The organism is Streptomyces sp. O3 (assembly GCF_054788135.1).
Genome location: NZ_JBTVYK010000065.1, coordinates 14,679 through 40,293, shown reverse-complemented (window position 1 = coordinate 40,293; position 25,615 = coordinate 14,679). Strand labels below are relative to the sequence as shown.

The 25,615-nt window shown below is 72.3% G+C and carries 25 protein-coding genes; 12 read left to right on the top strand and 13 right to left on the bottom strand.

Translation table 11 applies throughout. The features are described 5' to 3' along the window. Positions 1–104: 104 nt before the first annotated feature. The 4 genes from ACX6XY_RS26195 to ACX6XY_RS26180 all read right to left on the bottom strand — a co-directional run bounded on the left by ACX6XY_RS26195 (position 105) and on the right by ACX6XY_RS26180 (position 4,449). Positions 105–1,175 carry a threonine aldolase family protein gene (locus ACX6XY_RS26195; RefSeq protein WP_460335690.1) on the bottom strand — a complete coding sequence of 357 codons (1,071 nt, stop codon included), beginning with the start codon at positions 1,173–1,175 and terminating at the stop codon, positions 105–107. After that, complete coding sequence (locus ACX6XY_RS26190) at positions 1,172–1,963, bottom strand: SDR family NAD(P)-dependent oxidoreductase (RefSeq protein ID WP_460335684.1); 792 nt, start codon at positions 1,961–1,963, stop codon at positions 1,172–1,174. The genes ACX6XY_RS26195 and ACX6XY_RS26190 overlap by 4 nt, the downstream gene beginning before the upstream one ends. Continuing rightward, positions 1,960–3,357: a DUF6421 family protein gene (locus ACX6XY_RS26185; protein ID WP_460335681.1), complete on the bottom strand. Its 1,398-nt coding sequence runs from the start codon at positions 3,355–3,357 to the stop codon at positions 1,960–1,962. The genes ACX6XY_RS26190 and ACX6XY_RS26185 overlap by 4 nt, the downstream gene beginning before the upstream one ends. An 81-nt stretch (positions 3,358–3,438) precedes the next feature. Next, a complete protein-coding gene (locus ACX6XY_RS26180) occupies positions 3,439–4,449 on the bottom strand; it encodes an alpha/beta hydrolase (protein ID WP_460335678.1) in 1,011 nt (336 codons plus the stop codon). 276 nt (positions 4,450–4,725) lie between these two features. On the opposite strand from ACX6XY_RS26180, the gene ACX6XY_RS26175 reads away from it, so the two are divergent. Both ACX6XY_RS26175 and ACX6XY_RS26170 read left to right on the top strand, forming a co-directional pair. Next, positions 4,726–4,851, top strand: coding sequence for a hypothetical protein (locus ACX6XY_RS26175; protein WP_460335675.1), 126 nt, complete (start codon positions 4,726–4,728; stop codon positions 4,849–4,851). A gap of 159 nt (positions 4,852–5,010) precedes the next feature. After that, complete coding sequence (locus ACX6XY_RS26170; RefSeq protein ID WP_460335672.1) at positions 5,011–5,637, top strand: HdeD family acid-resistance protein; 627 nt, start codon at positions 5,011–5,013, stop codon at positions 5,635–5,637. A gap of 76 nt (positions 5,638–5,713) precedes the next feature. Here ACX6XY_RS26170 and ACX6XY_RS26165 read toward each other — a convergent pair whose 3' ends face one another. Continuing rightward, positions 5,714–6,484 (bottom strand): SDR family NAD(P)-dependent oxidoreductase, encoded by a 771-nt coding sequence (locus ACX6XY_RS26165; RefSeq protein ID WP_460335669.1) that lies wholly within the window; start codon positions 6,482–6,484, stop codon positions 5,714–5,716. Positions 6,485–6,611: 127 nt separating this feature from the next. On the opposite strand from ACX6XY_RS26165, the gene ACX6XY_RS26160 reads away from it, so the two are divergent. Next, positions 6,612–7,298, top strand: coding sequence for a TetR family transcriptional regulator (locus ACX6XY_RS26160; protein ID WP_460335666.1), 687 nt, complete (start codon positions 6,612–6,614; stop codon positions 7,296–7,298). A 200-nt stretch (positions 7,299–7,498) separates the two neighbouring features. Next, entirely contained in the window at positions 7,499–8,182 is a 684-nt protein-coding gene (locus tag ACX6XY_RS26155; protein WP_460335663.1) for a glycerophosphodiester phosphodiesterase, read from the top strand. A gap of 68 nt (positions 8,183–8,250) precedes the next feature. Here ACX6XY_RS26155 and ACX6XY_RS26150 read toward each other — a convergent pair whose 3' ends face one another. Continuing rightward, positions 8,251–8,802: a GNAT family N-acetyltransferase gene (locus ACX6XY_RS26150; protein WP_460335661.1), complete on the bottom strand. Its 552-nt coding sequence runs from the start codon at positions 8,800–8,802 to the stop codon at positions 8,251–8,253. Between the two features lie 203 nt (positions 8,803–9,005). Between ACX6XY_RS26150 and ACX6XY_RS26145 the strand changes: the two genes are divergently transcribed. Both ACX6XY_RS26145 and ACX6XY_RS26140 read left to right on the top strand, forming a co-directional pair. Beyond that, positions 9,006–9,569 carry a DUF5134 domain-containing protein gene (locus tag ACX6XY_RS26145; protein WP_460335658.1) on the top strand — a complete coding sequence of 188 codons (564 nt, stop codon included), beginning with the start codon at positions 9,006–9,008 and terminating at the stop codon, positions 9,567–9,569. A gap of 75 nt (positions 9,570–9,644) precedes the next feature. Next, entirely contained in the window at positions 9,645–10,580 is a 936-nt protein-coding gene (locus ACX6XY_RS26140) for a M56 family metallopeptidase (RefSeq protein ID WP_460335655.1), read from the top strand. Positions 10,581–10,774: 194 nt separating this feature from the next. Here ACX6XY_RS26140 and ACX6XY_RS26135 read toward each other — a convergent pair whose 3' ends face one another. Further along, the gene (locus ACX6XY_RS26135; protein ID WP_460335653.1) at positions 10,775–12,301 is read right to left on the bottom strand and encodes an LVIVD repeat-containing protein; all 1,527 of its coding nucleotides are present in this window, start codon (positions 12,299–12,301) and stop codon (positions 10,775–10,777) included. 202 nt (positions 12,302–12,503) lie between these two features. Here ACX6XY_RS26135 and ACX6XY_RS26130 point away from each other — a divergent pair, with 202 nt between their 5' ends. Together ACX6XY_RS26130 and ACX6XY_RS26125 are read left to right on the top strand one after the other, a co-directional pair. Further along, entirely contained in the window at positions 12,504–13,187 is a 684-nt protein-coding gene (locus ACX6XY_RS26130) for a DUF305 domain-containing protein (protein ID WP_460335650.1), read from the top strand. A gap of 113 nt (positions 13,188–13,300) precedes the next feature. Next, positions 13,301–14,653 (top strand): FAD-dependent oxidoreductase, encoded by a 1,353-nt coding sequence (locus ACX6XY_RS26125; RefSeq protein WP_460335647.1) that lies wholly within the window; start codon positions 13,301–13,303, stop codon positions 14,651–14,653. Between the two features lie 55 nt (positions 14,654–14,708). On the opposite strand, the gene ACX6XY_RS26120 is transcribed toward ACX6XY_RS26125, so the two are convergent. Continuing rightward, a complete protein-coding gene (locus tag ACX6XY_RS26120) occupies positions 14,709–15,074 on the bottom strand; it encodes an ArsR/SmtB family transcription factor (RefSeq protein ID WP_460335644.1) in 366 nt (121 codons plus the stop codon). 119 nt (positions 15,075–15,193) lie between these two features. Here ACX6XY_RS26120 and ACX6XY_RS26115 point away from each other — a divergent pair, with 119 nt between their 5' ends. Further along, positions 15,194–16,273 (top strand): NADH:flavin oxidoreductase/NADH oxidase, encoded by a 1,080-nt coding sequence (locus ACX6XY_RS26115; RefSeq protein ID WP_460335641.1) that lies wholly within the window; start codon positions 15,194–15,196, stop codon positions 16,271–16,273. Between the two features lie 256 nt (positions 16,274–16,529). Here ACX6XY_RS26115 and ACX6XY_RS26110 read toward each other — a convergent pair whose 3' ends face one another. From ACX6XY_RS26110 to aroQ, 3 genes are all read right to left on the bottom strand, one after another. Further along, positions 16,530–17,528 carry an asparaginase gene (locus ACX6XY_RS26110; protein WP_460335687.1) on the bottom strand — a complete coding sequence of 333 codons (999 nt, stop codon included), beginning with the start codon at positions 17,526–17,528 and terminating at the stop codon, positions 16,530–16,532. 199 nt (positions 17,529–17,727) lie between these two features. Continuing rightward, entirely contained in the window at positions 17,728–18,474 is a 747-nt protein-coding gene (locus ACX6XY_RS26105) for a FadR/GntR family transcriptional regulator (RefSeq protein WP_460335639.1), read from the bottom strand. Between the two features lie 73 nt (positions 18,475–18,547). Continuing rightward, complete coding sequence (gene aroQ / locus ACX6XY_RS26100) at positions 18,548–19,006, bottom strand: type II 3-dehydroquinate dehydratase (protein ID WP_460335635.1); 459 nt, start codon at positions 19,004–19,006, stop codon at positions 18,548–18,550. Positions 19,007–19,138: 132 nt separating this feature from the next. On the opposite strand from aroQ, the gene mmuM reads away from it, so the two are divergent. Both mmuM and ACX6XY_RS26090 read left to right on the top strand, forming a co-directional pair. Further along, complete coding sequence (gene mmuM / locus ACX6XY_RS26095) at positions 19,139–20,083, top strand: homocysteine S-methyltransferase (RefSeq protein ID WP_460335632.1); 945 nt, start codon at positions 19,139–19,141, stop codon at positions 20,081–20,083. Positions 20,084–20,190: 107 nt separating this feature from the next. Beyond that, on the top strand, positions 20,191–21,273 hold the full coding sequence (locus ACX6XY_RS26090; protein WP_460335629.1) for a WD40/YVTN/BNR-like repeat-containing protein: 1,083 nt from the start codon (positions 20,191–20,193) through the stop codon (positions 21,271–21,273). Between the two features lie 17 nt (positions 21,274–21,290). Here the strand turns inward: ACX6XY_RS26090 and ACX6XY_RS26085 are convergent, their stop codons facing one another. Beyond that, a complete protein-coding gene (locus ACX6XY_RS26085; protein WP_460335626.1) occupies positions 21,291–21,731 on the bottom strand; it encodes a nuclear transport factor 2 family protein in 441 nt (146 codons plus the stop codon). A 277-nt stretch (positions 21,732–22,008) separates the two neighbouring features. Between ACX6XY_RS26085 and ACX6XY_RS26080 the strand changes: the two genes are divergently transcribed. Then, positions 22,009–25,041: an AfsR/SARP family transcriptional regulator gene (locus ACX6XY_RS26080; RefSeq protein WP_460335624.1), complete on the top strand. Its 3,033-nt coding sequence runs from the start codon at positions 22,009–22,011 to the stop codon at positions 25,039–25,041. Between the two features lie 83 nt (positions 25,042–25,124). Here the strand turns inward: ACX6XY_RS26080 and ACX6XY_RS26075 are convergent, their stop codons facing one another. Beyond that, the gene (locus ACX6XY_RS26075) at positions 25,125–25,325 is read right to left on the bottom strand and encodes a hypothetical protein (protein ID WP_460335621.1); all 201 of its coding nucleotides are present in this window, start codon (positions 25,323–25,325) and stop codon (positions 25,125–25,127) included. Between the last annotated feature and the right edge of the window lie 290 nt (positions 25,326–25,615).

Here is a 25,615-nt window from a genome sequence, read left to right as displayed (position 1 = left end):
TCCTTTTGGCGCCACGGGGATCCCGGCGCCCGCCGGGGGCCGACCGTAAGGGCATGCCCTTACGGTCGGCCTCCTGTCTGTACGTGACGGATGTACGGTGGCGGCTACTTGGCCAGCTCCTCCTTGAGCGCGGCGAGGAAGCCGTCCACGTCGTCTTCCGTGGTGTCGAAGGAGCACATCCAGCGGACGTCCCCGGCGGCCTCGTCCCAGAAGTAGAACCGGTAGCGCTGTTGCAGCCGCTCGCTCACGTCGTGCGGCAGCCGGGCGAAGACCGCGTTGGCCTGCACCGGGTAGAGGATCTCGACCCCGCCGAGCGCGCGTACGCCGTCGGCCAGGCGCTGGGCCATCTCGTTGGCGTGCCGGGCGTTGCGCAGCCACAGGTCCTTGGCGAGCAGCGCCTCCAGCTGCACGGAGACGAAGCGCATCTTGGACGCCAGCTGCATCGACAGCTTGCGCAGGTGCTTCATATGCCGCACCGCGTCCGGGTTGAGCACCACGATGGCCTCGCCGAAGACCATGCCGTTCTTGGTGCCCCCGAGGGAGACGACGTCGACGCCCGCCCGGTTGGTGAAGGCGCGCATCGGCACGTCGAGCGAGGCCGCGGCGTTGGCTATCCGGGCGCCGTCCAGGTGCACCTTCATGCCGAGCCGGTGGGCGTGGTCGCAGATCGCGCGGATCTCCTCGGGCGTGTAGACGGTCCCGAGTTCGGTGTTCTGCGCGATCGAGACGACCTGTGGCATGGCGCGGTGCTCGTCGTCCCAGCCGAACGCCTCGCGGTCGATCAGCTCGGGGGTGAGCTTGCCGTCCGGGGTCGGCACGGTGAGCAGCTTCAGGCCGCCGACCCGCTCGGGCGCACCGCACTCGTCCACGTTGATGTGGGCGCTGTCGGCGCAGATGACCGCGCCCCAGCGGTCGGTGAGCGCCTGGAGCGCGGTGACGTTGGAGCCGGTGCCGTTGAAGACCGGGAAGGCCTCCGCCGTGCCGCCGAAGTGCCCGCGGACGACCTGCTGGAGGTGCGCGGTGTAGTCGTCCTCGCCGTAGGCGATCTGGTGGCCGCCGTTGGCGACGGCGAGCGCGGCCAGCACCTCGGGGTGGGCGCCCGCGTAGTTGTCGCTGGCGAAGCCTCGGACGTCCGGATCATGATGCCGTGTCGCGTCGGTCTTCGGCGGGTTCACGGCTTCTCGGTCAGCCACAGGCGGTTTCCGTTCACTTCCCCGGCGGGCCGCTCCCAGACTCCGGCGATGGCCTGGGCCAGCTCCTTGACGTCGGTGAAGCCCGCGAACTTCGCGTTGGGCCGCTCCGCGCGCATCGCGTCGTGGACCAGCGCCTTGACGACCAAGATCGTAGCCGCGGAGGTCGGGCCGTTCTCGCCCCCCGCCTTGCGGAACGCGTCGCCCATCGCCAGCGTCCACGCCTCGGCGGCCGCCTTGGCCGCGGAGTAGGCCGCGTTCCCGGCCGTGGGCTTGCTCGCTCCGGCGGCGCTGACCAGCACGTAGCGGCCGCGGTCGCTGCGCTGCAAGCCGTCGTGGAAGGCCAGCGAGGTGTGCTGGACGGTACGGATCAGGAGGTTCTCCAGGACGTCCCAGTCGGCGAGGTCCGTCTCGGCGAAGGAGGCGCTGCCGCGCCAGCCGCCGACCAGGTGCACCAGGCCGTCGACGCGGCCGAACTCCTTCTCGGTACGGGTCGCCCACTCGCGGGCCGCGTCCAGGTTCAGCAGGTCCACGGTGTCGCCGGTGACCGTGGCGCCGCCGTGCGCGTAGCGGGCCGTGTCCACGGCCTCCGCGAGCCGCTGGGCGTCCGCGTCGGACGCGACGACGGTGGCGCCCGCCTCCGCGAGCTGGAGCAGCGTGGCGCGCCCCGCCGGTCCGGCGGCTCCCGCCACCGCGATCACCGCGCCGTTCAACGCGCCGTTGCCGTTGCCGTTGCCGTTCATGGTCTTCTCCTCCGGGCCGCGGGCAGTCATGCGGCCGCTCGCTGGGCGTCTTCCGCGGTGATCCCCTTGGCGGCGGCGATCACGCCCTTCAGTTTCTTGGCGAGCGCCTCATAGAACATGCTCAGCGGAAACTCGTCGTCCAGCACGTCGTCCACGAGCTTGCGCGGCGGCAGGGTCAGGTCCAGGGCGTCCGGACCCTTAGCCCAGCGCGATCCGGGGTGCGGGGAGAGGTACTGGGAGACCAGGTCGTAGGCGGCGAACCAGTGGACCAGCTTGGGGCGGTCGATGCCCGCCCGGTACAGCTCCTCGATGTCGGCGCAGAGCTGGTTGGTGACCCGCGGGGCCCGCTCCCAGTCGATCTTCAGAGTGTTGTCGGTCCAGCGCACCACGTCGTGCTTGTGCAGGTAGGCGAAGAGCAGCTGTCCGCCGAGGCCGTCGTAGTTGCGGACCCGCTCGCCGGAGACCGGGAAGCGGAACATCCGGTCGAAGAGCACCGCGTACTGCACGTCGCGGGCCTGCGGTACGCCTTCGGCCTCCAGCTTCACGGCCTCCTTGAAGGCGGTGAGGTCACAGCGCAGCTCCTCCAGGCCGTACATCCAGAACGGCTGCCGCTGCTTGATCATGAAGGGGTCGAAGGGCAGGTCGCCGTGGCTGTGGGTGCGGTCGTGGACCATGTCCCACAGCACGAAGGCGTCCTGGCAGCGCTGCTGGTCGTCGACCATCTCGCGGATGTCGTCGGGCAGTTCGAGGCCCAGGATGTCCACGGCGGCCTCGGTGACCTTGCGGAAGCGGGCCGCCTCGCGGTCGCAGAAGATCCCGCCCCAGCTGAAGCGCGCGGGCGCCTCGCGCACGGCGATGGTCTCGGGGAACAGCACCGCGGAGTGGGTGTCGTATCCGGCGGTGAAGTCCTCGAAGGCGATGCCGCAGAACAGCGGGTTGTCGTAGCGGGTGCGCTCCAGGTCGGCGAGCCAGTCGGGCCAGACCATGCGCAGGACGACGGCTTCCAGGTTGCGGTCCGGGTTGCCGTTCTGGGTGTACATGGGGAAGACGACGAGGTGCTGGCGGCCGTCCGCGCGCTGGGCCGCGGGCTGGAAGGCGAGCAGCGAGTCCAGGAAGTCGGGGACCTGGAAGCCCTCGTCCGCCCAGCGGCGCAGGTCGGCGACGAGCGCCTGGTGGTAGGCCTCGTTGTGCGGGAGCAGCGGGGCGAGCTCCTGGACGGCGGCTATGACACGGCCTACGGCGGCCTCGGCTGCGGCCCGGTCAGGGGCGCCCTCCGCGTCGAAGTCGATCGAGCCGTCCTTGGACTGCCACGGCCTGATCTGCTCCACGGCATCCTTGAGCACGGGCCAGGCAGGCTGCTCGACCACCCGCACCACCGGAGGAAGAGTCTCCTCCGAAGCGGGTTGCACAAGAATTTCCGTCATAACACTTCCTCCACGGGAGAACCTCACGTACGGACACCGTATGCGGGTGAGGTTCTCCGCCACAAGTGGGGCCTGTGTAAATTATCCTGCGTCACCCCCGCTCCGACGGGAGTTTTTCCTGTGATCCGGGGGTTCGGTGAGGCTGTTCAGCGCGGTGACGACGCCCGCCAGCGCGGTGCGCGCGTCGTCGAGCACCTCGGGGAAGCCGAAGAAGCCGTGGAACATCCCCGGAAAGTGCCCCTCGGTGGCCGGTACGCCCGCCGCGCGCAGCTTGGCCGCGTACGCCCGGCCCTCGTCGCACAGCGGGTCGCAGCCCGCGGTGACGACATGGGCGGGCGGCAGTCCGGCGAGGTCGCCCCGCAGGGGTGAGATGTGCGGGTGAGCGGGGTCGCCGCCGCCCCGTAGGTACTGCTTGCCGAACCAGGTCATCTGCGCCGAGGTCAGGAAGTAGCCGTTGGCGTTGCGGGTGCGGGACGCGCCCTGGTGCAGCATGTCGGTGGACGGGTAGACGAGGACCTGCAGGCCGATCGCCGGGCCGCCGCGGTCCCGCGCGATCTGCGCCACGACGGCGGCGAGGTTGCCGCCCGCGCTGTCCCCGGCCACGGCCAGCGCGCCGGGGCGCGAGCCGAGTTCGGCCGTGTGGGACGCCGCCCAGCGCACGGCGGCGTAGGCGTCGTGCACCGCGGCCGGGTACGGGTGCTCGGGGGCCAGCCGGTAGTCCACCGAGACCACGGCCGCGCCCGCGTCACGGCAGAGCTGGCGGGCGATGCCGTCGTGGCTGTCGAGGTCGCACAGCACCCAGCCGCCGCCGTGGAAGAAGACCACGGTCGGCCGGTGTCCGGGCGGCGCGTCGGCGGGGTCGGGCAGGTAGACGCGTACGGGGATGTCCGGCCCGTCGTCGGGTCCGGGAATGGTGCGGTCCTCGACGGAGCCGACCGCCGCCGGGCGCCACGGCGGCTCGGGGGCGGCGGCCAGGGCGCGGCGGGCCTCGGCCGCGTCGGTGACGGTGTTCCCCAGGTCGGGGAAGGCGGCGCTGATCAGGTCGACCAGGACCCGGACATCCGGGTCCAACCGGTCGTCGGACACGCTCATCGGGCTTCCTCCTCGGCTGCGCGATCCAGCGTGATCGTCGGACAGGGTACGGAGAAGCGGTCGTCGACGACAGAGGAGGCGCACCGCGTCCCGGCGTTCGGCGCCGCGCCCGGCTCGGGCGCGGCGACCGCGTGGGGCGCTGGCCGACCCGGCGGCGGTGTCGCGTCAAGGCTCGGGCGACGCGCCCACGGGCGGGTGAGGGAGCGGCCCCTCGGCGGCGGCGGGCGGTAGGACGGGGCGGGTCAGCCGCCGTCCACCGTTTGGAGCAGTGCACCCGTGACTATGCGCGCCGTCCTCGTCGCAGCCGTGCTCACCGGGCTGATCCTGGGGATCGCCGGGGCCAGAGCGGAGCGCCCGGCCCCGCCCCGGCAGTCCGGGGCGTCCGCCGACAGCGGGCGCTAGGCCGTCCCCGCGGGGTCGGGCGCGGCTGCGGGCCCTGCGCGCCGCGGGCCGCGTTTCTACAGTGGTCGCAGCGTCTCGGGAGAGCCCCGAGGCGGTCGGGGAACACCCCCGCCGTGAACCGCGCGCCGGAGCACGGACGCACAGAACAGAGGGCCGACGATGAGCCGTCACGCCGCACCCCCGGACAGCCCGAACGCCGACACCGCGGCCGCGGACAGCGCACTGCCGGGACCACTAGGACGTCTGGCGCACGGCGCCTGGCAGGCCGTCCTGTTCGCCGGGATCGCGACCCTCGTGCTGGGCGTGCTGATCCTCGTCTGGCCCGGCGCCTCGCTGGTGGTGGCGGGCGTGCTCTTCGGGCTCTATCTGCTGACCAGCGGCGTCCTCCAGCTGGTCGCCGCGTTCGGCACGCATGTGTCCACCGCGCTGCGGGTCATGGCGTTCATCAGCGGCGTCCTGTCGATCCTGCTGGGGCTGTTCTGCTTCCGGGGCACGCTGCAGTCGATCCTGCTGCTCGCCCTGTGGATCGGCATCGGCTGGCTGTTCCGCGGTATCACGCAGACCATCGCGGCGGCGTCCGACCCCGCGATGCCCGCACGCGGCTGGCAGGCCGCGCTCGGCGTCATCAGCGCGCTCGGCGGGGTCGTGCTCATCGCCTCGCCGCTGGAGTCGGTCGCGGTCCTCACGCTGCTCTGCGGCCTGTGGCTGGTCGCGCTCGGCGCGATGGAACTCGTCACCGCCTTCCGGATCCGCGGCCGCGCCAAGGACCTCCCGTCCGGCGTGTGAGGCCGGTCCCTCCGCCCGCCGGGCAGAGCCCGGCCTGAGCGGCTCGGAGAGCCCGGCCTGAGCGGACGCGGCCGCGTCAGAAGTGGGTGCCGCCGTCGACGCGCACCTCGGTGCCGGTGATGAACCTGCCGTCCGCGGAGCCGAGCATGGCGACCACGCCCGCGACCGTCTCCGGGCCCGCCATGCCCTCGCCGATGGCCGGGGCGAGCTTGGCGAACAGCGACCAGTCGGTGTCGTCCGGCAGGCCCGGACCGCGTCCGGTGGTCATGTCGGACGCGATCGATCCGGGCGCCACCGACACCGCGCGCAGCCCCTGCTTGCTGTACTCGCTCGCGAGGGAGTGGGTCATCGACTGGATGCCGCCCTTGGAGGCCGCGTACGCCGACATATACGGGTGCGCGAAGGACGCCGACGTGGACGAGAAGTTGACGATGACCGGCTCGTCGCCTTCCAGGAGCGCCGGGATCGCCTCGCGGATCATCAGGAACGTGCCGGTGAGGTTCACCGCGATGATCCGGTTGAAGAGGTCGAGCGTCGTCTTGTGGGTGTGCTCGGAGCGGAGGATTCCGGCGGCGTTCACCAGGACGTCGAGGCCGCCCAGAGTGCGCACGGCGGCGGCCACGCCGTCGGTGACGGAGGCCTCGTCGGAGATGTCGAGCCGTGCCGTGGTCAGCCGCTCGGCGGTGCCGTCGGCGACGGCCGCGTCGGACGTGGCCTTCAGCCCTTCCTCGTTGACGTCCACGCCGACGACCAGGCCGCCCTCGGCGAGTATCCGGTGGACGGTGGCCTGGCCGATGCCCGAGCCCGCGCCGGTGATCAGTACCCGGCGACCCGCGTAGCGGTTCATGGTGCGCCTTTCTCCTGTGCCTGAGCGCCGGGATCCCGACGCCTCGCACACGGTACGCCCATGTGGCACGTTTTGCCATGCCTGCCAGACGTGCATACCCGACACGCGCGGGCGTAGGCTTGCCCAGGTGAGTACCAGGCCGTCCCCGTCCCCCGCCGCCAGCACCCCGTCCGGCACCCCGTCCGGCACCCTGACCGAGCGCCGCAAGGCGGCCACCCAGCTGGACATCGCGCACGCCGCCGTCGAGCTGTTCATCGAGCACGGCCCCGACGGCACCACCGCCGAGGACATCGCGCGCCGGGCGGGGGTCGCGCTGCGCACCTTCTACCGGTACTTCCGCAGCAAGCAGGACGCCGTCGCCCCGCTGCTCGCGGTCGGCGCCGACCGCTGGCGTGCCCTGCTCGCCGCCGCCGAACCGGGCACGTCGGCGCCCGACGCCCTGGAGCACGCCATCGCGCGGGCCCTGGCCGTACCGGACGAGCAGGCCGCCGACGGGCTGCGCAGCACCCGCGGCCTGCTGCGGGCGGCGGCGGCCGACCCGGCGCTGCGGGCCGTCTGGTACCGCGTGAACCAGGAGTCCGAGGAGAAGCTGGCGCCGGTGGTGGCGGAGATCGCGGGCGCGGACGCGGACCCGCTTCAGGTGCGTCTCGCCGCGGCCGCCGCGACCGACGCGATCCGGATCGCGCTGGAGGCCTGGGCCGCGACGGACGCCGACGTCGAGGGCCCGGACTCGCCCGCCGCGCTGGCCGTGCGCTGCCTGCGGGAGCTGATGGGCGGCATGCGCCTGGTCGGCCTCGGGCGCGGGCCGGAGTAGGCCTGTCGTCGCCTTCCCGCCGCCCGCCCGCCGAACGAGCCCCAGTACAACGACGCGTGCGGGCGTTCGGTATCGCGCGGCGTGGATTCCGCGACCGGCTTCCCTCGTATTCACACGTACGTGAGCGTTGTCTTGCGCTCCGCGACGTCCCTCGCCAAGCTTGCGCAGTGGATTCGGGAGTCGGCGGAAGCGGGTGGACCTTGAACTTCCTCACCATCGGTCATCGCGGGATCATGGGCGTGGAGCCCGAGAACACTCTCCGGTCCTTCGTCCATGCCGAACAGGCCGGGCTCGACCTCATCGAACTGGATCTGCACCTGAGCAAGGACGGCGCGCTCATCGTCATGCACGACGCGCGCGTGGACCGTACGACCGACGGCGAGGGTCCCATCGCCGAGCGGACGCTCGCCGAGCTGCGCACGCTCGACGCGGGCCGCGGCGAGCGCGTCCCCGTCTTCGAGGAGGTGCTCGACGCCGTACGGGCACCGCTCCAGGCCGAGATCAAGGACACCGCGGCCGCCCGCGCGCTCGCCGAGGTGATGCTCGCGCGCGATCTGGTCTCGCGGGTCGAGGTGCTGTCCTTCCACGACGACGCGCTCGCGGAGATCTCCCGTCTGGTGCCGGGCGTACGCACCGCGCTGGTCGCCGACCACTACGGCACCGAGGTCGTGGGGCGCGCCACGGCGGTCGGCGCGGCCACGCTGGTGCTGAACATCAGACGGCTCACGCTGGAGACCGCCGAGCTCGCGCGCAAGGCCGATCTGCGGATCATCGGCTGGGTGGTGAACACCCAGGACCAGCTGCGCCTGGCACGCGCGCTCGAACTGGACGGCGTGACGACCGACTACCCGGACATCAAACGCACCGGCCGCTTCACGGCGTGAGCCCACGGCTTGAGCCCACGGCGTGAGCCCTCCGCCGCGTGGGATCGCTCCTATCCGCGTGGGCTCCGCTACCGCGTGAGATCCTTCACCAGCAGCTCGAACTCCAGGTCCGGGCGCTGCGGGACGCCGAAGCGCTCGTCGCCGTACGGGAAGGGGCTGAGCTGTCCCGTACGACGGTAGCCGCGCCGCTCGTACCAGGCGATCAGCTCGTCCCGTACCGAGATCACCGTCATGTGCATCTCGCGCGCGCCCCACTCCGCGCGGACGGTGCGCTCCGCCGCTGCCAGGACCATCTTGCCGAGACCGGCGCCCTGGAGTTCGGGCCGGACCGCGAACATCCCGAAGTAGGCGGCCCTGCCACGGCGCTGGAGCTGGCAGCAGGCGACGATCCCGTCCGCCCGCTCGACGGTCAGCAGACGGCTGTCCGGTGCCTGGATCACCTCCAGGACGCCCTCGGCGTCGGTGCGCTGCCCATGCAGGATGTCCGCCTCCGTGGTCCAGCCCGCCCGGCTCGCGTCGCCGCGGTAGGCCGACTCGATGAGCGCGATGAGCGCGTCGGCGTCGGTGTCGCGGGCGGCTCGGAAGGTGAGCTCTCCTGCGGCGTGTACGACGGTCTCCATGCGGCGCGCCCCTTCGCTCGTCGGCTCGTTCGTCGGCCTTCGAGGGTAACGCGACGCGACTGGAGTCCGGTGACCCCCGTGCTCCCCGCGTACATCCATGCGCCGCGTAGACCCCGGCAGGGGCGGGAAGTCGACCTCAGGGGCGGGAAGTCGACCTGTCGGCACCGTCGCTGCGTCGACGCCGTCGATCGGGGAGGTCCGCGATGCACGGACCGGCACTCGCCGGATGGCTGACGGTCGCGCTCTGCGCGGCGGCCGGAGCGTACTGCCTGCTGCGGATGCGCAGCCCGGTCGCGCGGCAGCGCGCTTTCGCGGGCGATGAGGCGCTGATGGGGTTCGGGATGGCGGTGATGGCCGTACCGGCCGCGGTGCTGTGGCCGCCCTGGTGGGTCTGGACCGGGTACGCGCTCGTGTTCGGCGGCGCGGCGTTGCGGACGCTGTGGGCGGTACGCGGCTCCACGCACCATCTGCACCATCTGGTGGACGCCCTCGCGATGGTCTACATGGCGGTGGTGATGGCTGTGACGCCGCAGGCGCACGCCGGGCACACCGGCGCGGGGGCGCCGGTGCTCACCGGCGTACTGCTGCTGTACTACGGCGGCTATATGCTCCGGGCCGGGAGCCGTCTGGCGCCGGTCCCGGCGGCGGCCGTACCCGCGCCCGCACCCGCGTCGGCGGCGACGGCCTGGGGGGACCGGTCCGAGATCGCGACGGTGTGCAGGCTGGCGATGGGGATCTCGATGTTCGCGATGCTCCTGACGATGTGAGACCGCCGTCGTGGTATGCGTCACTTGGGCCCGCTGGCCATACCGCCCGGTAGCGGGGCCTCATAGGGTGGAGGCATGTTGGTCCCTGTCGCCCTGCTGCTGCTCGGCGTACTGACCGCCGCCTTTGCGCCTCGCCTGCTCGCACGGGCCGATTGGCCGGAGCGCGAGCCCGTGGTCGCCCTGTGGGTGTGGCAGTGCGTGGTGGCCGCCGTGCTGCTGTGCTGCGCCCTGTCGATGACGCTCAGCGCCGCCGCCGCCTGGCACGCGGTGCGCGGCACGGTGTTCGCACCGGCCCCGCACGGCGTGATCGAGGCGTACGCGCTGGGCGGCACCGGGCCGTGGGCCGCGGCGACCGCGGTGGCGCTGGCCTGCGGCGGCGTGTGGACCGGGGCGATGCTCACGCGCGAGGTCGCACGGGCCCGCGCGAGGCGTCGCCGCCGCCGCTCCGAACTGCTGGTGCGCTCCCCGCTGCTGCCGGGCGAGGAGCCGGGGCCCGACCGTCTCGTCGTACTCGAGGGCGAGCGTCCCGACGCCTGGCGGCTGTCCGGCAGTACGCCCCAACTGGTCATCACCACCGCCGCGTTGCGTCGCCTCAAGGGGCGGCAGCTGGATGCGGTGCTGGCCCACGAGCAGGGTCACGCGCAGGCCAGGCACGACTGGCTGCTGCACTGCTCGGCGGCGCTGGCGTACGGGTTTCCCCAGGTGCCGGTGTTCGCCGCGTTCCGGGACGAGATGCACCGGCTCGTCGAGCTGGCCGCCGACGATGTCGCCTCGCGCCGCTTCGGGCGGCTGACGATCGCCCTGGCGCTGGTCGAACTCAACGAGGACCGCGGCGTGTTCGGCCCCTGCCCGACCGCGCACGCGCAGGTGCCGCAGCGGGTGCACCGGCTGCTGGCGGCTGCGCCCCGGCTGACGGCGGGGCGCAGACTCCGGCTGACCGCGCTCGCGGCGCTGGCACCGGTGGTTCCCCTGCTGGTGACGTTCGTGCCGGGCCTCAGGGCTCTGGGCTAGGTTCCGTCTCGCCTGTCCGCGCGCTCCCCGTCGGCCGCCGCCGTCATACCGCCGCGCGGCTGCACGCCGCCCGCAGGGCGGGCGATCGTCCCGAGCGTATGCCGGGAGCGGTCCGCGCGGGGAGCGCCAGCGGTCGGGCTCGGCGGTGACCGGGTGTTCCGCCGGGCGGGGCCGCCGCCCGGCGGAACGCGTGGTCAGCGGCGGTAGCTCGGCTGCGTCTGGACGTTGAGCTCGCGCAGCCGGACCCGCTTCGCGCCGTCGGTGCGGCGGTCGTCGATCCTCAGGACATCGAAGCCCTTGGCCATGTCGTTGGAGTAGATGTAGCCGTTGTAGTAGTACGCCGACCATGAGCCGCCGACCCGCAGCGCGTCGGTGCTGAGCGGGCCGCGCTCGAAGTAGCCGATCTCCTTCGGCTTCTTGGAGTTGGTGAAGTCCCAGATGGAGACGCCGCCCTGGTACCAGGCCTGGACCATGATGTCCCGGCCCCTGACCGGGATCAGCGAGCCGTTGTGAGCCACGCAGTTCTCGGTGTCCGCCTGGTGGCGCGGGATCTTGAAGTAGCTCTGGAAGACGAGCTTGCGCTGGTCGCCCTTGCCCCTGATGGCGTAGATGCCGTTCGCGCCGCGGTCCGGGCCGACCTCCGCGTTGCAGGTGGCGCCGCCGCCACCGCCCAACTCGTCGGTGAAGACGACCTTGTTCGCCTTCTGGTTGAAAGTCGCCGAGTGCCAGAACGCGAAGTTGACGTTGTCCTGGACCTGGTCGATGACCCGCGGCCGCTCAGGGTTCTTGATGTCCATCAGGATGCCGTCGCCCATGCAGGCCCCGGCCGCGAGGTTCCGGGAGGGCAGTACGGTGATGTCGTGGCAGCCGGTGGTCTTCCTGACGCCGGGGTTGGCGGGTCCGCCGGGGTTGCCGCCGCCGTCTTCCCCGTCACCGGGGAAGAGCACCGAGAAGTCCACCAGCGAGGCCTTCTGGGGGGCCTTGCGCGGGACCTTGACGATCGAGATGCCGTCGTGCGGCGGCTGGCAGTCGGGGAACGACGTGCGCGGGGAGTACGAGGAGACGTAGACGTAGACGTTCTCGCGCTTGGGTATCAGCGTGTGCGTGTGCGAGCCGCAGGCGGTCTCGACGGCGGCGACGTACTTCGGGTTCCTCTTGTCGCTGATGTCGAAGACCTTCATGCCCTCCCACGAGTCCTTCTCGGTCGCGGGCTGGGTCGTGCTCTCACAGGAGTCGTCACTGCGTGAGGAGTCGGTGGACAGGAAGAGCAGGTTCCCGGAGACCGAGACGTCGTTCTGCGAGCCGGGGCAGAGCACCTGGGAGACGGTCCTGGGCGACTTCGGGTCACTGATGTCGAAGATCCGGAAGCCGTCGTAGTTGCCCGCGAAGGCGTACCTGCCCTGGAAGGCCAGGTCCGAGTTGAAGCTTGGGAGCGCGTCCTTGGGGATGTTGGCGAGGTGCGTCACGTTGTCGGATGTGACGACCTCGTCGGGCGCGGGGATGTCGCCCCGCCTGATCGCCGCCTCGGTGTCGGCGGCCGTGTCCCGCGAGACGCCCGTGGATGTCGGGGCGTCGTCACCGGGGTCTGGTGTCGCACTGGCCGGGCCCGCCGTGAAGAGTGCGGCGACGAGCCCGGCAGCGGCGGCCATGACGCTCAGACGTCCGTGCGGACGTCCGTGCAGACGTCTGCGTCGCGTCCGGGATTCGTTCAACAGGGTCACTGCGTCCTCCCTCACAGCCGTTCAGGGTGTGAACGGTGCGTAGACAACGGCAGTATCTGCTAGCCATGCTCATATCAATAGGGGGCGTCCCGCCAATTCAAAGGGGGCGGCCTACTTGTCATCGGGGATCTGGATCACTGACGATCGGGGGCGTACCCAGCCGTCCCGCCGTCCGCCAACTCGCCTGCTCCTGGAGGCCGTTGTGCCGAACCGCCGCAGCTCCCCGCGTGCACACGCCCTCACCGTCGCCGCCTGCCTGGCCTCGGCCGCGCTCGCCCTCACCGGCTGCGAGTCGGACGGCGGTTCCAAGGCCGCGGACTACACCGGTCCTCCGGTGATCGCCCCCGGCAAGCCGGGCGAGGCCGCGCGGACGCTGTCCCCCGAGCAAGCCGCGCGGAAGTCCGACGCCTCGCCCCCCAACTCGGCGGACTTCTCCTACGTCACGATGATGATCGAGCACCACCAGCAGGCGCTGGTGATGACCGAACTGGCCCCCGAGCAGGCCGGATCGGCGCGGCTGAAGCGGCTGGCCGCGCGCATCTCCGCTGGCCAGGGGCCGGAGATCGGGACGATGCGGGGCTGGCTGGACGCGTACGGGAAGCCGGGCGGCGACGCGGGCGGCCACAGCCACGGTCACGGTCACGGGGAAGGGGACGTTCCCATGGCCGGGATGGCGACCGAGGCACAGCTGAACGAGCTGCGCGCGGCTAAGGGGAAGGCCTTCGACGAGCTCTTTCTGAAGCTGATGATCACCCATCACGCAGGCGCCGTGACGATGGCGACGGACGTGCTCGGCCAGGGCAACGACCTTCAGGTCGAGGAGATGGCGAACGACGTCATCGCGCAGCAGACCAGCGAGATCAACCGGATGCGCGCGATGCTGTGAGCGCGCCCGGCCGGACGCCCCGTGAGCGTGCCCGGCCGGACACACCCCCGTTTCCGGCACAGCGATGCCATGCTGGATACCACCGCAGGGTTTCCCGCGGAAGGAGCTGTACCGTGCTTCAGGTCGCCGTCGTCGGATCCGGTCCGAGCGGGGTCTACACCGCCCAGTCGCTCCTGGCGCAGGACCGGATGCCGGGCGTGCGGGTCGATGTGCTCGACCGCCTGCCGTGCCCGTACGGGCTGGTGCGCTACGGCGTCGCACCGGACCACGAGAAGATCAAGTCGCTGCAGAACAACCTGCGCGGGGTCCTGGCGGACGACCGCGTGCGGTTCGTCGGCGGCGTGGACGTGGGCTCGGGGGCGCTGACGCCCGAGCGGCTCCGCGGGCTCTACGACGCGGTGGTGTACTGCGTAGGGGCCGCCGCGGACCGCAGGCTCGGCATCCCCGGCGAGGAGCTCGTCGGCAGTCACTCCGCGACCGAGTTCGTCTCCTGGTACAGCGCGCACCCGGACAGCACCGAGAACGGCTTCCTGTCCGGGGTCCGCTCGGCCGTCGTGATCGGCGTGGGCAATGTCGCGGTGGACGTGACCCGGATCCTGGCCCGTGACGCCGACGAGCTGCGGGTGACGGACATGCCCCAGTCGGCGCTCGACGTACTGGCCCGCGGCCGGGTCCGGGATGTGCACATGGTGGGGCGGCGCGGCCCGTCGCAGGCGAAGTTCACCACCAAGGAGCTGCGCGAACTGGGGTCGCTGCCGGACGCCGACGTACTGGTGGACCCGGCGGAGCTGGCGCTCGACCCGGCCTGGTCCGACCCCGCGTCACTGCCCGCGGTGAACCGGCGCAACCTGGACGTGCTGCGCGGCTTCACCGAGCGCGAGCCGCGCGGGCGCGCCCGGCGGATCCACCTCCGGTTCTTCCTCCGCCCGGTGGAGATCCTCGGCGCGGCCGGCCGGGTGGCCGCCGTACGCTTCGAGCACACCGTGCCGGGCGACGGCCAGGGCCAGGTGACCGGCACTGGGCGGTACACGGACCTCGACGCGCAGCTGGTGCTGCGGTCGGTGGGCTATCGCGGAGTGCCGCTCGCGGGGCTGCCGTTCGACGCCGGGCGCGGCACGGTGCCGCATCGCGCGGGGCGGGTGCTGCGGGACGGCGCGGTGTCGCCCGGAGAGTACGTCGCGGGGTGGATCAAGCGCGGGCCGACCGGCGTGATCGGCACCAACCGCCCGTGCGCCAAGGAGACGGTGAGCTCCCTGCTCGACGACGCCCCCGGCCTCGTACGCGAGGACCGGGGCGAGGATCCGCTGAACGCGCTGCGGGCCGCGGGGCTGCGGCCCGTGGAGTGGTCCGGCTGGCTGGCGATCGAGCGCGCCGAGGCGTCGCTGGGCGCCACGCAGGGGCGCGGACCGGTGAAGATTCCCGACTGGGACGGGCTGCTGCGGGCCGCGCGGGGCGCGGAGCGTTAGCCGCGGGCGTCCGGACGGGTCACCCTTCGTCCCCGTCCCCGTCCCCATCCCTGTTCTAGCCTTCGCCGAGCCGGTCGCGCTGCAGCCCTGCCGCGTGGAGGACGCTGTCCAGGAGACCGGGGAAGAGCGCGGCCAGGTCCTCGCGGCGCAGCCCGTTCCGTTTGACGGTGCCCCGGTAGGCCTGCTGGACCACGCCGCTCTCGCGCAGCACCCGGAAGTGGTGCGTCAGCGTGGACTTGGTGACGGGCAGATCGAAAGACGAGCACGCCAGCTCGTCCTCGGCCAGCGCCAGCTCCCGCACGATGCGCAGGCGCACCGGGTCGGCCAGTGCGTGCAGAACGCCCTCCAGACGGATCTCCGCGCGCGAGGGGTGTTCCAGCTCGCGGCCGCCGCTCCGCGCGGCGTTCACCGGGGTCGTCATGAGGGCTCCACATCGTCAGGGGCCTCCATGGTACGAGACCTGCCGTAGTTTGACATCTCCCGTACTACGAGGGTTATCGTACGAGAGCCAAACGGCCCCGCCGACGAATGGAGTCCGCCGTGAGCGCACTGTTCGAGCCCGTCAGCCTGCGGTCCCTGACCATCCCCAACCGTGTGTGGATGGCGCCGATGTGCCAGTACTCGGCGGAGGTCTTCGGGCCGAACGCGGGAGTGGCCCACGACTGGCACTTCGCCCACTACGCGGCACGCGCCGCCGGAGGTACGGGGCTGATCCTGCTGGAGGCCACCGCGGTCAGCCCCGAGGGCCGGATCAGCCCGTACGACCTGGGCATCTGGAACGACACCCAGACAGCGGCCCTGCGCCGGATCACCGGATTCCTCAAGAGCCAGAACACCGTGCCGGGCATCCAGATCGCGCACGCCGGACGCAAGGCCGCGACCGACCGCCCCTGGAAGGGCGGTGCCCCGCTCGGCCCCGACGCGCACGGCTGGCGGCCGCTGGCGCCCAGCGCGCTGCCGTTCGACGAGGACCACCCGGTGCCGACCGAGCTGACGACCGGCCAGATAGACGAGATCGTCGGGCAGTTCGCCGACGCGGCGCGCCGGGCTCTGGACGCCGGGTTCGAGGTCGTCGAGATCCACGGCGCGCACGGCTATCTGATCGGCGAGTTCCTCTCCCCGCACAGCAACCGCCGCACCGACGAGTACGGCGGCTCCTTCGAGGGCCGCACCCGCTTCGCCCTGCGCGTCGTGGACGCCGTACGGGAGGTCTGGCCGCAGGACAAGCCGCTGTTCTTCCGGATCTCGGCCACCGACTGGCTGGACGACGCGGGCTGGACGGCGGACGACACCGTCCGCTTCGCGGCCCTGCTCAAGGAGCACGGCGTCGACCTGCTCGACGTCTCCACCGGCGGGAACGCCGCCAAGGTCCGCATCCCCGTCGGGCCCGGCTACCAGGTTCCGTTCGCCGCCCGGGTCCGGAACGAGACCGGACTGCCCGTCGCCGCCGTCGGCCTGATCACCGAGCCCGAACAGGCCGAGAAGATCGTCGCCAACGGCGAGGCCGACGCCGTGCTCCTGGGGCGCGAACTGCTCCGCGACCCCTCCTTCGCCCGGCGCGCCGCGCGCGAACTCGGCGGCGAGATCCACGTACCCGACCAGTACCACCGGTCCGTCTAGGCCATCCCGGCAACAGGTCCTTCTCCTGGACCAGTTCGGCCACACCACGGCCCGTGGCGAGGGCCTCCTCGATCGCGGCGAGGGCCTCGGCCAGGTGCGGGTACGACGAGATCGGCGTTCCCGTGATCCGGGCCGGGCTGAGGTTCCCGTGATCCGGGCTGGGTGAGCGGGCGGGCGGGCGAGGCCGTGCGGCGCGGGCGCGTGGCGGCGCGATCAAGGGGTACGCGCGCGTGGTCAGGCGTACGTACGGCGTGGGTCAGGCGTACGTGCCGTGGGCCGCCGGGGCCGGGGGGAGCGGTTCGAGTGCCCGCACCGGACGGATGCCGCCGACCACCGCACCGCCTCCGAGCAGCGGCGCCCCGGCGAACTCGGTGAGCGCCGCCGGGTCGACGCCGCAGCGCGCGAGCGCGGCCGCGGTCACCGGCACCCGCGCCCGGTCCGCCCCGTCAGCGATCTTCACGGCGACGGCCCGGCCGTCCGGAAGCGCTGCGACCTGCACCCCTTCAAAGCCGTCCTTGGAGAGCAGCCCCGGCACGGCCCGCATCAGCGCGGCGACATCGCGCCGCGAGCCGGAGGCCATCTCGGCGTGCGTACGCATCGCGTCGGCCACCCGCGCCTCGGGCGTGCCGGGCGGCGCCGTGACGATCCGGGCGGCGGCGCGCGCGAGCCCGTGCAGCGAGACGGAGAACAGCGGCGCACCGCAGCCGTCGACCGTCACCCTCGCGACGGCCTGGCCGGTCAGGTCCTCGACGGTCGCGGCTATCGCCCGCTGGAGCGGGTGCGCGGGGTCGAGGTAGTCGTCGAGGGACCAGCCGTTCAGCTTCGCCGTGTAGAGCATCGCGGCGTGCTTGCCCGAGCAGTTCTGCGCGAGCCGCGAGGGCGGTCGGCCCGCGCGGGTCCAGTCCTCGCGTACGACCGGGTCGAAGGGCAGGTCGGTGACGTTGCGGAGATCGTCTTCGGTGAGTCCGGCGAGCTCGAGTATGCGCCGGGTCCCGGCGAGATGCCGTTCCTCGGCGGAGTGGCTGGCGGCGGTCAGCGAGAGGAGCTCGCCGTCGAGCGGCAGCCCGGCCCGCAGCAGGGCCACGGCCTGGACGGGCTTGAGCGCCGAGCGGGGGTAGAACGCCGCCTCGATGTCGCCGACCCCCAGCTCGACGCCGCCGTCCGCGGCGAGCACGACGACCGAGCCGTAGTGGATTCCCTCGGTGACGCCGCCGCGTGTCAGCTGGGCGACGGGGGCGTGCAGGGGTTCCCGTATGGCGGGCGCGGGTGCGAGCGCGGGCGCGGGTGCGGGTGCTTCGGGGTGCGGAGTGTCGCGCTCCGCGGGCGTCCTGGTGTGCTGGGGTATCAGGTCGATGGACTGCTCGCTCACGCCGGGGATCCGCTTTCGTTGGGGTGGTGCCTGTGGGGTGGTGCCTGTGGGGGGTGCCTGTGGGGTGATGCCTGGAGGGTGGCACCTAGGAGTTGGTGCCCGACGGGGGCGCGGCCGAGGATGCGGCGTCCGCGCGGTCGGGGCGCACGATCTCGGTGAGGGTGGTCCCGACACGGTCGAGGTGGTGGGCCATGGCCTCGGCCGCGTCGTGCTCGCTGCCGTCGGCCAGCGCCTCGACGATGGCGCGGTGCTCGCGGTTGGACTGCTCGCGGCGTCCGCCGAGGTCGTTGAGGAACGCCGACTGGCGGGCCAGCGCGTCCCGGATCTCCTCGATCACCCGGCGGAAGACCGGGTTCCGGGCGGCCTGCGCGACGGCCAGGTGGAACAGCGTGTCCATGGCCACCCACGCGGTGGTGTCGGTCTCGCGCTCCATCCGCTCCAGCAGACGGGTCAGGTGGTCGAGGTCCTCGGGGGTCCGGCGCACGGCGGCATAGCCCGCCACCGGGATCTCGACGTGCCGACGGACCTCCAGCAGGTCGCTGGACGCGTAGTCGCCGAAGGTGGGGTCCTCGTCCGGCCCGTTCGACACGACGAACGTGCCCTTGCCGGTCCGGGCCACGGTCAGCCCCATCGTCTGCAGGGCGCGCAGCGCCTCGCGCAGCACCGGGCGGCTGACCTCCAGCTGACGGCACAGCTCCGCCTCGGAAGGCAGCTTGTCCCCCACGGCGTACTCGCCGCGCTCGATGGCGCCGCGCAGATGCCCGAGCACCGCTTCCATGGCGCTGACGCGCCTCGGGACCACACTGGCTGTCTGGCTGTCTGACAGGTTCACGGGGCGATCGTGCGGGACGGGAGAGGCGCCTGTCAATCGTGAGCCGGTGTGAGCTCAGCCGCCCCGGCTCGGGTCAGCTTCCCGCGGCCGCGATCCGGTGGAGTCCCTGGATGGCGAGCGGGTAGCCCTCCGTGCCGAAGCCGACGACGATCCCGGCGGCGGCCGGAGAGAGGTAGGAGTGGTGGCGGAACGGTTCGCGCGCGTGGACGTTGGAGATGTGCACCTCGATGACGCGCAGCCCTGAGCCCTTGACGGCGTCGTGCAGGGCGACGGACGTGTGCGTGTACGCACCGGCGTTCAGGACCGCCCCGATCAGGTTCCCCGCGGCCTGCTCGGCGCCCGCCTCGTGGATCCAGTCGAGCAGCTGCCCCTCGTGGTTGGACTGGCGGCAGTCCGCGGTCAGCCCCAGCCCCTCGGCCGTCGTGTGGCACAGGGCCTCCACGTCCTTGAGGGTCTGGGCCCCGTAGATGCCCGGTTCGCGGGTGCCGAGGAGGTTGAGGTTGGGACCGTTGATGATCATTACCGATGCCATGGTCACAGCGTACGGCGACGGGCCGAAGAGGCCGATGGGAGGCCGATGGGAGGCCGATGGGAGGCCGATGGGAGGCCGATGGGAGGCCGATGGGAGGCCGATGGGAGGCCGAGGCGGCTATAACGTCGTGCCATGAACCGAACCGCGAAACCGGTCGGCGCGGTCACTGAGCCGACGCTGCCCGAGGCCGTCGCGGCGGGCCCGGTGGTGCTCGACGGCGGGATGTCCAACCAGTTCGAGTCCGCCGGGCACGACCTCGGGGACGCCCTGTGGTCGGCGCGGCTGCTCGCCGACCGGCCCGACGCGATCACGGCGGCCCACCTCGCGTACTTCCTGGCGGGTGCGAGCGTCGCCGTCACGGCGAGCTACCAGGCGACGTACGAGGGCTTCGCCCGGCGTGGCGTCGACGCCGGGCGCACCACCGAGCTGCTCGGCCGGAGCGTGCGGCTGGGGCGCGAGGCGGCCCGGCTCGCGCGGGCCCGCGGCGTGCAGCGGCCGCTGTGGGTGGCGGCGTCCGTCGGGCCGTACGGGGCGATGCTCGCGGATGGTTCGGAGTACCGCGGGCGGTACGGGCTGAGCGTGGCCGAGCTGGAGCGGTTCCACCGGCCGCGGTTGGCGGCGCTCGCCGCGGCGGGTCCGGACGCCCTGGCGCTGGAGACGGTGCCGGACGCCGACGAGGCCCGCGCGCTGCTGCGCGCGGTGCGGGGCCTGAGGGTGCCGGCCTGGCTGTCGTACAGCGTCGCCGGGGGCCGGACGCGGGCCGGGCAGCCGCTGGACGAGGCGTTCGGCCTGGCCGCTCAGAGCGCTGAGGTGTTCGCGGTCGGGGTGAACTGCTGTGCCCCCGACGACGCGGACGCCGCGGCGGCGCTCGCCGCGCGGATCACCGGGAAGCCGGTGGTGGTGTACCCCAACAGCGGTGAGGCGTGGGACGCGGCGGCCGGCGCCTGGCGGGGCCCCGCGACGTTCGCGGGCGAGCGGGTGGCGGGCTGGGTGCGCAGCGGGGCGCGGCTGGTCGGCGGGTGCTGCCGGGTGGGGCCCGAGGATATCTCGGTACTTGCGCGGCATCTTCGGGATTGACCGGGAACCACCTGTTCCGGGTGGTTCCCGGCGATTGTCAGTGGGCGGGTGCAGACTGAGTCGTGTCGTGGACAGCGAGGTCGACTGACATCTCGGAGGTGGTCTGGATGGCCGACGTACTGCTGACGGTAGGCACCCGGAAGGGACTCTTCATCGGGCGGCGGCGCGGTGGCGTCTGGTCGCTCGAAGGACCGTGCTTCAACGCCCAGGCCGTCTACTCGATCGCGATCGACACCCGGAATTCGGCGCCGCGGCTGCTGGTCGGCGGGGACAGCGCGCACTGGGGGCCTTCGGTGTTCCACTCCGACGACCTCGGGGCGAGCTGGACCGAGCCTCCCAAGCCCGCGGTCAAGTTCCCTCAGGACACCGGTGCTTCGCTGGAGCGGGTGTGGCAGCTGCACCCGTCGGCCGCCGAGCCGGACGTGGTGTACGCGGGCACCGAGCCCGCCGCGTTGTACCGCTCCGACGACCGGGGCGAGAGCTTCGAGCTGGTGCGTCCGCTGTGGGAGCACCCGACCCGTTCCCGCTGGGTGCCGGGCGGCGGCGGGGAGGGCCTGCACACCATCCTGACCGACGCGCGCGACGCGGCCGCGGTGACGGTGGCCGTCTCCACGGCCGGGGTGTTCCGCACCCTGGACGGCGGTGCGAGCTGGGCGCCCGCCAACTCCGGTGTCTCGGCGGTGTTCCTGCCCGACCCGAACCCCGAGTTCGGCCAGTGCGTCCACAAGGTCGCGCGGGACGCGGTCGACCCGGACCGTCTCTATCTGCAAAACCACTGGGGCGTGTACCGCAGCGACGACGCCGGCGGGAACTGGACGGACATCGGCCAGGGCCTGCCGTCCGACTTCGGCTTCGCCATGGCCGCCCACCCGCGTCGCGCCGACACCGCCTATGTCTTCCCCGTCAACGCGGACGCGGACCGCGTGCCCGCCGACCGGCGCTGCCGCGTCTACCGCACGCCGGACGCGGGCGAGAGCTGGGAGCCGCTCGCCTCGGGCCTGCCCGGAGGCGACCACTACGGCACGGTGCTGCGCGACGCCCTGTGCACCGATGACGCGGACCCGGCGGGCGTCTACTTCGGCAACCGCAACGGCGAGCTGTACGCCAGCGCGGACGACGGCGACACCTGGCGACAGCTCGCCTCGCACCTGCCGGATGTGCTGTGCGTACGGGCGGCGGTGATCGGCTAGAGGCGGCCCTCCGGCACTCAGGACGACGACGGGACCGACGACGGGGGGATGCGGTGGTAGCGGCAGCAGCTGAGCAGCATCCCGACGTCGGAGATGGTGAAGTGGTCGGCGAAGGCCAGGTCATCGTCCGGATGCCCGTGCCGCCCGGCGTCCGGGGCCGTCGCGGACCGGTAGACCAGCCGACCGAGCGCGATGACGCTGTCGCCGTCGGCCACGACCTGGTGGATGCGGTGCTGGAAGGGCGGGCCGCCGAAGGCGTTCCGCCGCTCCAGCACCGCAGTGCGGCCGGTGCTCTCGGCCAGGCCGGGGAAGTCGATCCGGAAGTCCTCGTCCAGCAGCGAGGCGAAGCCGTCGTAGTCACCACAGTCGCGGTAGTCGTACGACAGGCGGACATGGTCCACGCCGACGGCGGTGACGGCGGCGCTCCGCGGTGAGTTGACGTATTCCTGGCTGGTCACTGGGGATCCCCTCCCGGCGGGGTAGTCGCTGCGCCCGCACGCCCGATGGCAGCGGCGGTCGCCTCAGTGTGTCGACGCCGGGTACCTCGCGACTATTCCAGTCCTATCACCATGCAATCTCCACATGGCGTGGACAGGTCACCCTCTCTCGGTGACACTGACACGGTCACACCGACCGCACCACGCCCACATCAGCCACGGGGGATGATGCATGCCCGAGCCGGCGCGCCAGGGGACAGCCGATCTCCATCGACCGGTCTTCCGATTGCTGGGCCCATTGCAGGTCAACGGAGCGGACGGCCCGGTACGCATCCCTCCGGGGCGGCAGGAGATCATCCTTGCCGCGTTGCTGCTGGACGTGAACCGGGTGGTGGCGACCGATCTGCTCGTCGATCTGCTCTGGGAGGACGCCCCGCCGGACACGGCCCGCACCCAGGTGCAGATCTGCGTCTCCCGGCTCCGCAAGACCTTCACAACCGGGCGCGTCGACGCGCGGATCACGACCCGTCCGCCCGGCTACACGCTGAACGTCGACTCCGACTTCGTGGATCGCGTCCTGTTCACCCGGATGGTCACCGAGGCACGGGTGCTGGCCCGGCAGAACGCCCCGGCCCGCGCGGTCGAACTGCTCTGTGCCGCTGACACCTTGTGGCAGGGGCCGTGCCTCAGCGGCCTGCACAGCGAGCAGTTGCGCAACCGGGCACTGCAACTCGACGAGGAACGGTTCTCCGCTCTCGCGGACCGGCTGCGGCTGGAACTGGAACTCGGCCGCCACCATGAGATCGTCGGTGAGCTGGGGCGGCTCGTGGCCGAGCATCCGCTGCGGGAGCAGCTGCGCGGCCGTCTGATGCTGGCGCTCTACCGGTCCGGCCGACAGGCTGAGGCGCTGGACGCCTACCGCGCCGGGCGGGAGCTGCTGATCGAGGAACTGGGTCTGGAACCGGGCGAGGAACTCCAGCGGTTGGAGGCCCGCATCCTGGCGGGCGACCCACTGCTGCGCGCCGACGCCGCCCAGGCGGCGGACGGCCCGGCGGAAGAGCCAGGCGCTCAGTCGGCGGACGGCCCGGCGGATGAGCCGGGCCAGGACACGGCCGACATCCCGGCGGGGGAATCGGGAGCGGAACCGGGGACGGACCCGGAAACGGAACCGGACGCACCGCCCGGACACACCTCCACGCCACGCCAGCTGCCGGCGGACACCTCGGACTTCATCGGCCGCGAGGAGACCCTCGCGGAGATATCCCAGGCGCTGGTGAGCGACCGGCCCGGCAGCGCCATGGGACTCACGGTCATCGTCGGCAAGCCCGGCATCGGCAAGTCGACCCTGGCCACCCATGTGGCCCACCGGCTCGCCCCCGCACACTTCCCGGACGGCCAGCTCTACTGTGATCTGCGCAGCGCCAGCCACACTCCCGCGGCGCCGGCCGAGGTGCTGGGCCGGTTTCTGCGCGCGCTGGGCATACCGGGCCCGGTCATTCCCGACTCGCTGGACGAACGCGCGGAGATGTACCGGACCCTCCTGGCCACACGCCGCATCCTGGTGGTGCTGGACGACGCGGCCACCGAGAGCCAGGTGCGGCCGTTGCTGCCCGGCAGCAACAGCTGCGCGGTGCTGGTCACCAGCCGGGCCCGGCTGACCGGCCTGCCCGGCGCGCACCGGGCCGAACTCGGCGTCCTGGAGAGCGACCAGGCGCTCGCGCTGCTGGACCGGGTGGTCGGCGAGGAACGGGTGACGCAGGAGCCGGAGGCGGCCCAAGCACTGATCCGCACCGTCGGCGGGCTGCCGCTGGCGCTGCGGATCGTGGCGGCCCGGCTGGCCGCACGCCCGCACTGGACGCTGGCATCGATGGTGCATCGGCTCGCCAGCGAACGGCATCGCCTGGACGAGCTGGCACACGGTGAGATGACCATCCGTGCCAGCCTGTCACTGACCCATGACTCGCTGGGCTCCACCGAGCAGCGGCTGATGCGGCTGATGAGCCTCGCCCAGGGGCCGACGCTTCCGGGCTGGCTGGCCGGCGCACTGATGGACGACGACCGGCCCTTCCCGTCGGATCTGCTGGAACCACTGGTGGACACGCAGATGCTGGACGTGGTCGGAGTGGAGCGCGGCGGCGGGGTGCGGTTCGGATTCCACGATCTCATCCGGGTGTTCGCCCGCGAACAGCTGGACCGGCACGGCGACGCGCAGGAACGATCCGCCGCGCTGCGCCGGATGATGGGCGGCTGGCTGCACCTGGTGGAACAGGCCCATCAGCGGGTCTACGGGGGCGACTACACGGTGATACGCGGCGACGCCCCCCGCTGGCGGCTGCCGACGGCCCAGACGGACGAGCTCCTGCGCGAACCGCTGGACTGGCTCAACGGCGAGCTGGCCAGCCTCACCCAGGCGGTCGAGCACGCGGCGGCCGAGCAGCTGGACGAGTTCTGCTGGGAGCTGGCGACCGGTCTGGTCACCCTCTTCGAGGTGCGCGGCTACCTCGACCACTGGGAGAGCACCCACCGGCGGGCGCTGGAGGCCGTACAGGCCGCGGGCAACAAGCGGGGCCACGCGGCGGTGCTCGGCTCGCTGGGCTCGCTCTATCTCAGCCGCCGCCAGCCCCACGAGTCCCGGCAGGCCCTCAACACGGCGCTGGGGCTCTTCCGGGAGCTGGACGCCCCGGAAGGCCTCGCGCTGTGCCGCCGGGATCTGGCGCTGCTCAAGCGCACCGACGGGGACGACGCGGGCGCGCTGGAACTCTACGGCCAGGCGCTGCGGGACTTCGACCGGGCCGGGGACATCGTGGGCCGCGCGATCGTCCTCACCCAGAGCGCCCATATCCGTATGCGGCACGGCGAGACCGACCTGGCCCACACCCAGCTGGACGAGGCGCTGGAGATCTACCGCCACACCGGCTACGAGGGAGGGCAGGCGCGTACGCTGCGCCGTGCGGGCCAAGTGCTGTCCCAGCGCGGCGAGTACGCCGAGGCACAGCGCACCCTGTCCGAGGTGCTGGAGCTGTGCCGACGCACCGGGGACGTCATCGGCGAGGGGCATCTGCTGCGCGATCTGGGCCAGCTGCACAGCGGCCAGGGGCGGTACGAACAGGCCCGCGGCCACTTCGAGCAGGCGCTCGCCATCCGCGAGCGGATCATGGACCATGGCGGCGCCGCGGTGGTCCGGCTGGATATGGCGGGGATGCTGGCACGGGCGGGAATGACGCTGCGCGCTCAGGAGCTGCTGGAACCGGCGATGGCGACGTTCCGGGACCGGGCGATGCCGCAGGAGCTGGAGAAGTGCGAGCGGCTGTTGGCCACCTGTCGGACGTAGTCCGCGCCGAGCCGGGCACGGCCGCGCGGGGACACGTGGGAGGTACCCGGTCCTGCGGCCAGTCCGGCCAGTCCGGTCGCGCCTCAGTCCCAGGGGTTGTTCTCGGTGGTGTCGAACGAGCCGGACTTGTCCAGGAGGACGCCCGTCTGCGTGGTGCCGGCGGCGGCCGTTGTGCTCTGCGCGGCTTCGGCGTGCGCGGCCGCGGCGGTGGTGGCGCCGAGCAGTACGGCGGCGGCGAGGGTGACGGTGGCGACGACGGTCCGGCGGGCGGTGGCCTGGAACATGAGGGTCTCCTTCGGCTGGGCCGGTGCGCTTGGCTGATGCGCTCCGTTCTCTGTGCTCAGCACATTAGGAACGGCCGGAATCCCCGGACTATCGGCGCGTTTATCCCCGCGCTATCACGGCGCGGTCGGCGGTATCCCGGCAGTGATAGCGGCGAGGCGGCACCCGTTGTCGCGGCGATGCCCCGCTGATAGCGCGGTCCGAAGGGTGGAAGACAGCAGGTCGCTCCACCAGGCGCCGCCAGCGCCCAGGCAACGGATGCCTCCTGTGCCCTGACCGGACGAGCATTGGA

Excerpts from the sequence above, each read along its gene's own strand:
- aroQ (WP_460335635.1), bottom strand. The coding sequence starts at position 19,006 with ATGGCATCGGTAATGATCATCAACGGTCCCAACCTCAACCTCCTCGGC.
- ACX6XY_RS26185 (WP_460335681.1), bottom strand. The coding sequence starts at position 3,357 with ATGACGGAAATTCTTGTGCAACCCGCTTCGGAGGAGACTCTTCCTCCG.
- ACX6XY_RS26090 (WP_460335629.1), top strand. The coding sequence starts at position 20,191 with ATGGCCGACGTACTGCTGACGGTAGGCACCCGGAAGGGACTCTTCATC.
- ACX6XY_RS26180 (WP_460335678.1), bottom strand. The coding sequence starts at position 4,449 with ATGAGCGTGTCCGACGACCGGTTGGACCCGGATGTCCGGGTCCTGGTC.
- ACX6XY_RS26170 (WP_460335672.1), top strand. The coding sequence starts at position 5,011 with ATGAGCCGTCACGCCGCACCCCCGGACAGCCCGAACGCCGACACCGCG.
- ACX6XY_RS26145 (WP_460335658.1), top strand. The coding sequence starts at position 9,006 with ATGCACGGACCGGCACTCGCCGGATGGCTGACGGTCGCGCTCTGCGCG.
- ACX6XY_RS26140 (WP_460335655.1), top strand. The coding sequence starts at position 9,645 with ATGTTGGTCCCTGTCGCCCTGCTGCTGCTCGGCGTACTGACCGCCGCC.
- ACX6XY_RS26120 (WP_460335644.1), bottom strand. The coding sequence starts at position 15,074 with ATGACGACCCCGGTGAACGCCGCGCGGAGCGGCGGCCGCGAGCTGGAA.
- ACX6XY_RS26075 (WP_460335621.1), bottom strand. The coding sequence starts at position 25,325 with ATGTTCCAGGCCACCGCCCGCCGGACCGTCGTCGCCACCGTCACCCTC.
- ACX6XY_RS26165 (WP_460335669.1), bottom strand. The coding sequence starts at position 6,484 with ATGAACCGCTACGCGGGTCGCCGGGTACTGATCACCGGCGCGGGCTCG.
- ACX6XY_RS26150 (WP_460335661.1), bottom strand. The coding sequence starts at position 8,802 with ATGGAGACCGTCGTACACGCCGCAGGAGAGCTCACCTTCCGAGCCGCC.
- ACX6XY_RS26190 (WP_460335684.1), bottom strand. The coding sequence starts at position 1,963 with ATGACTGCCCGCGGCCCGGAGGAGAAGACCATGAACGGCAACGGCAAC.
- mmuM (WP_460335632.1), top strand. The coding sequence starts at position 19,139 with ATGAACCGAACCGCGAAACCGGTCGGCGCGGTCACTGAGCCGACGCTG.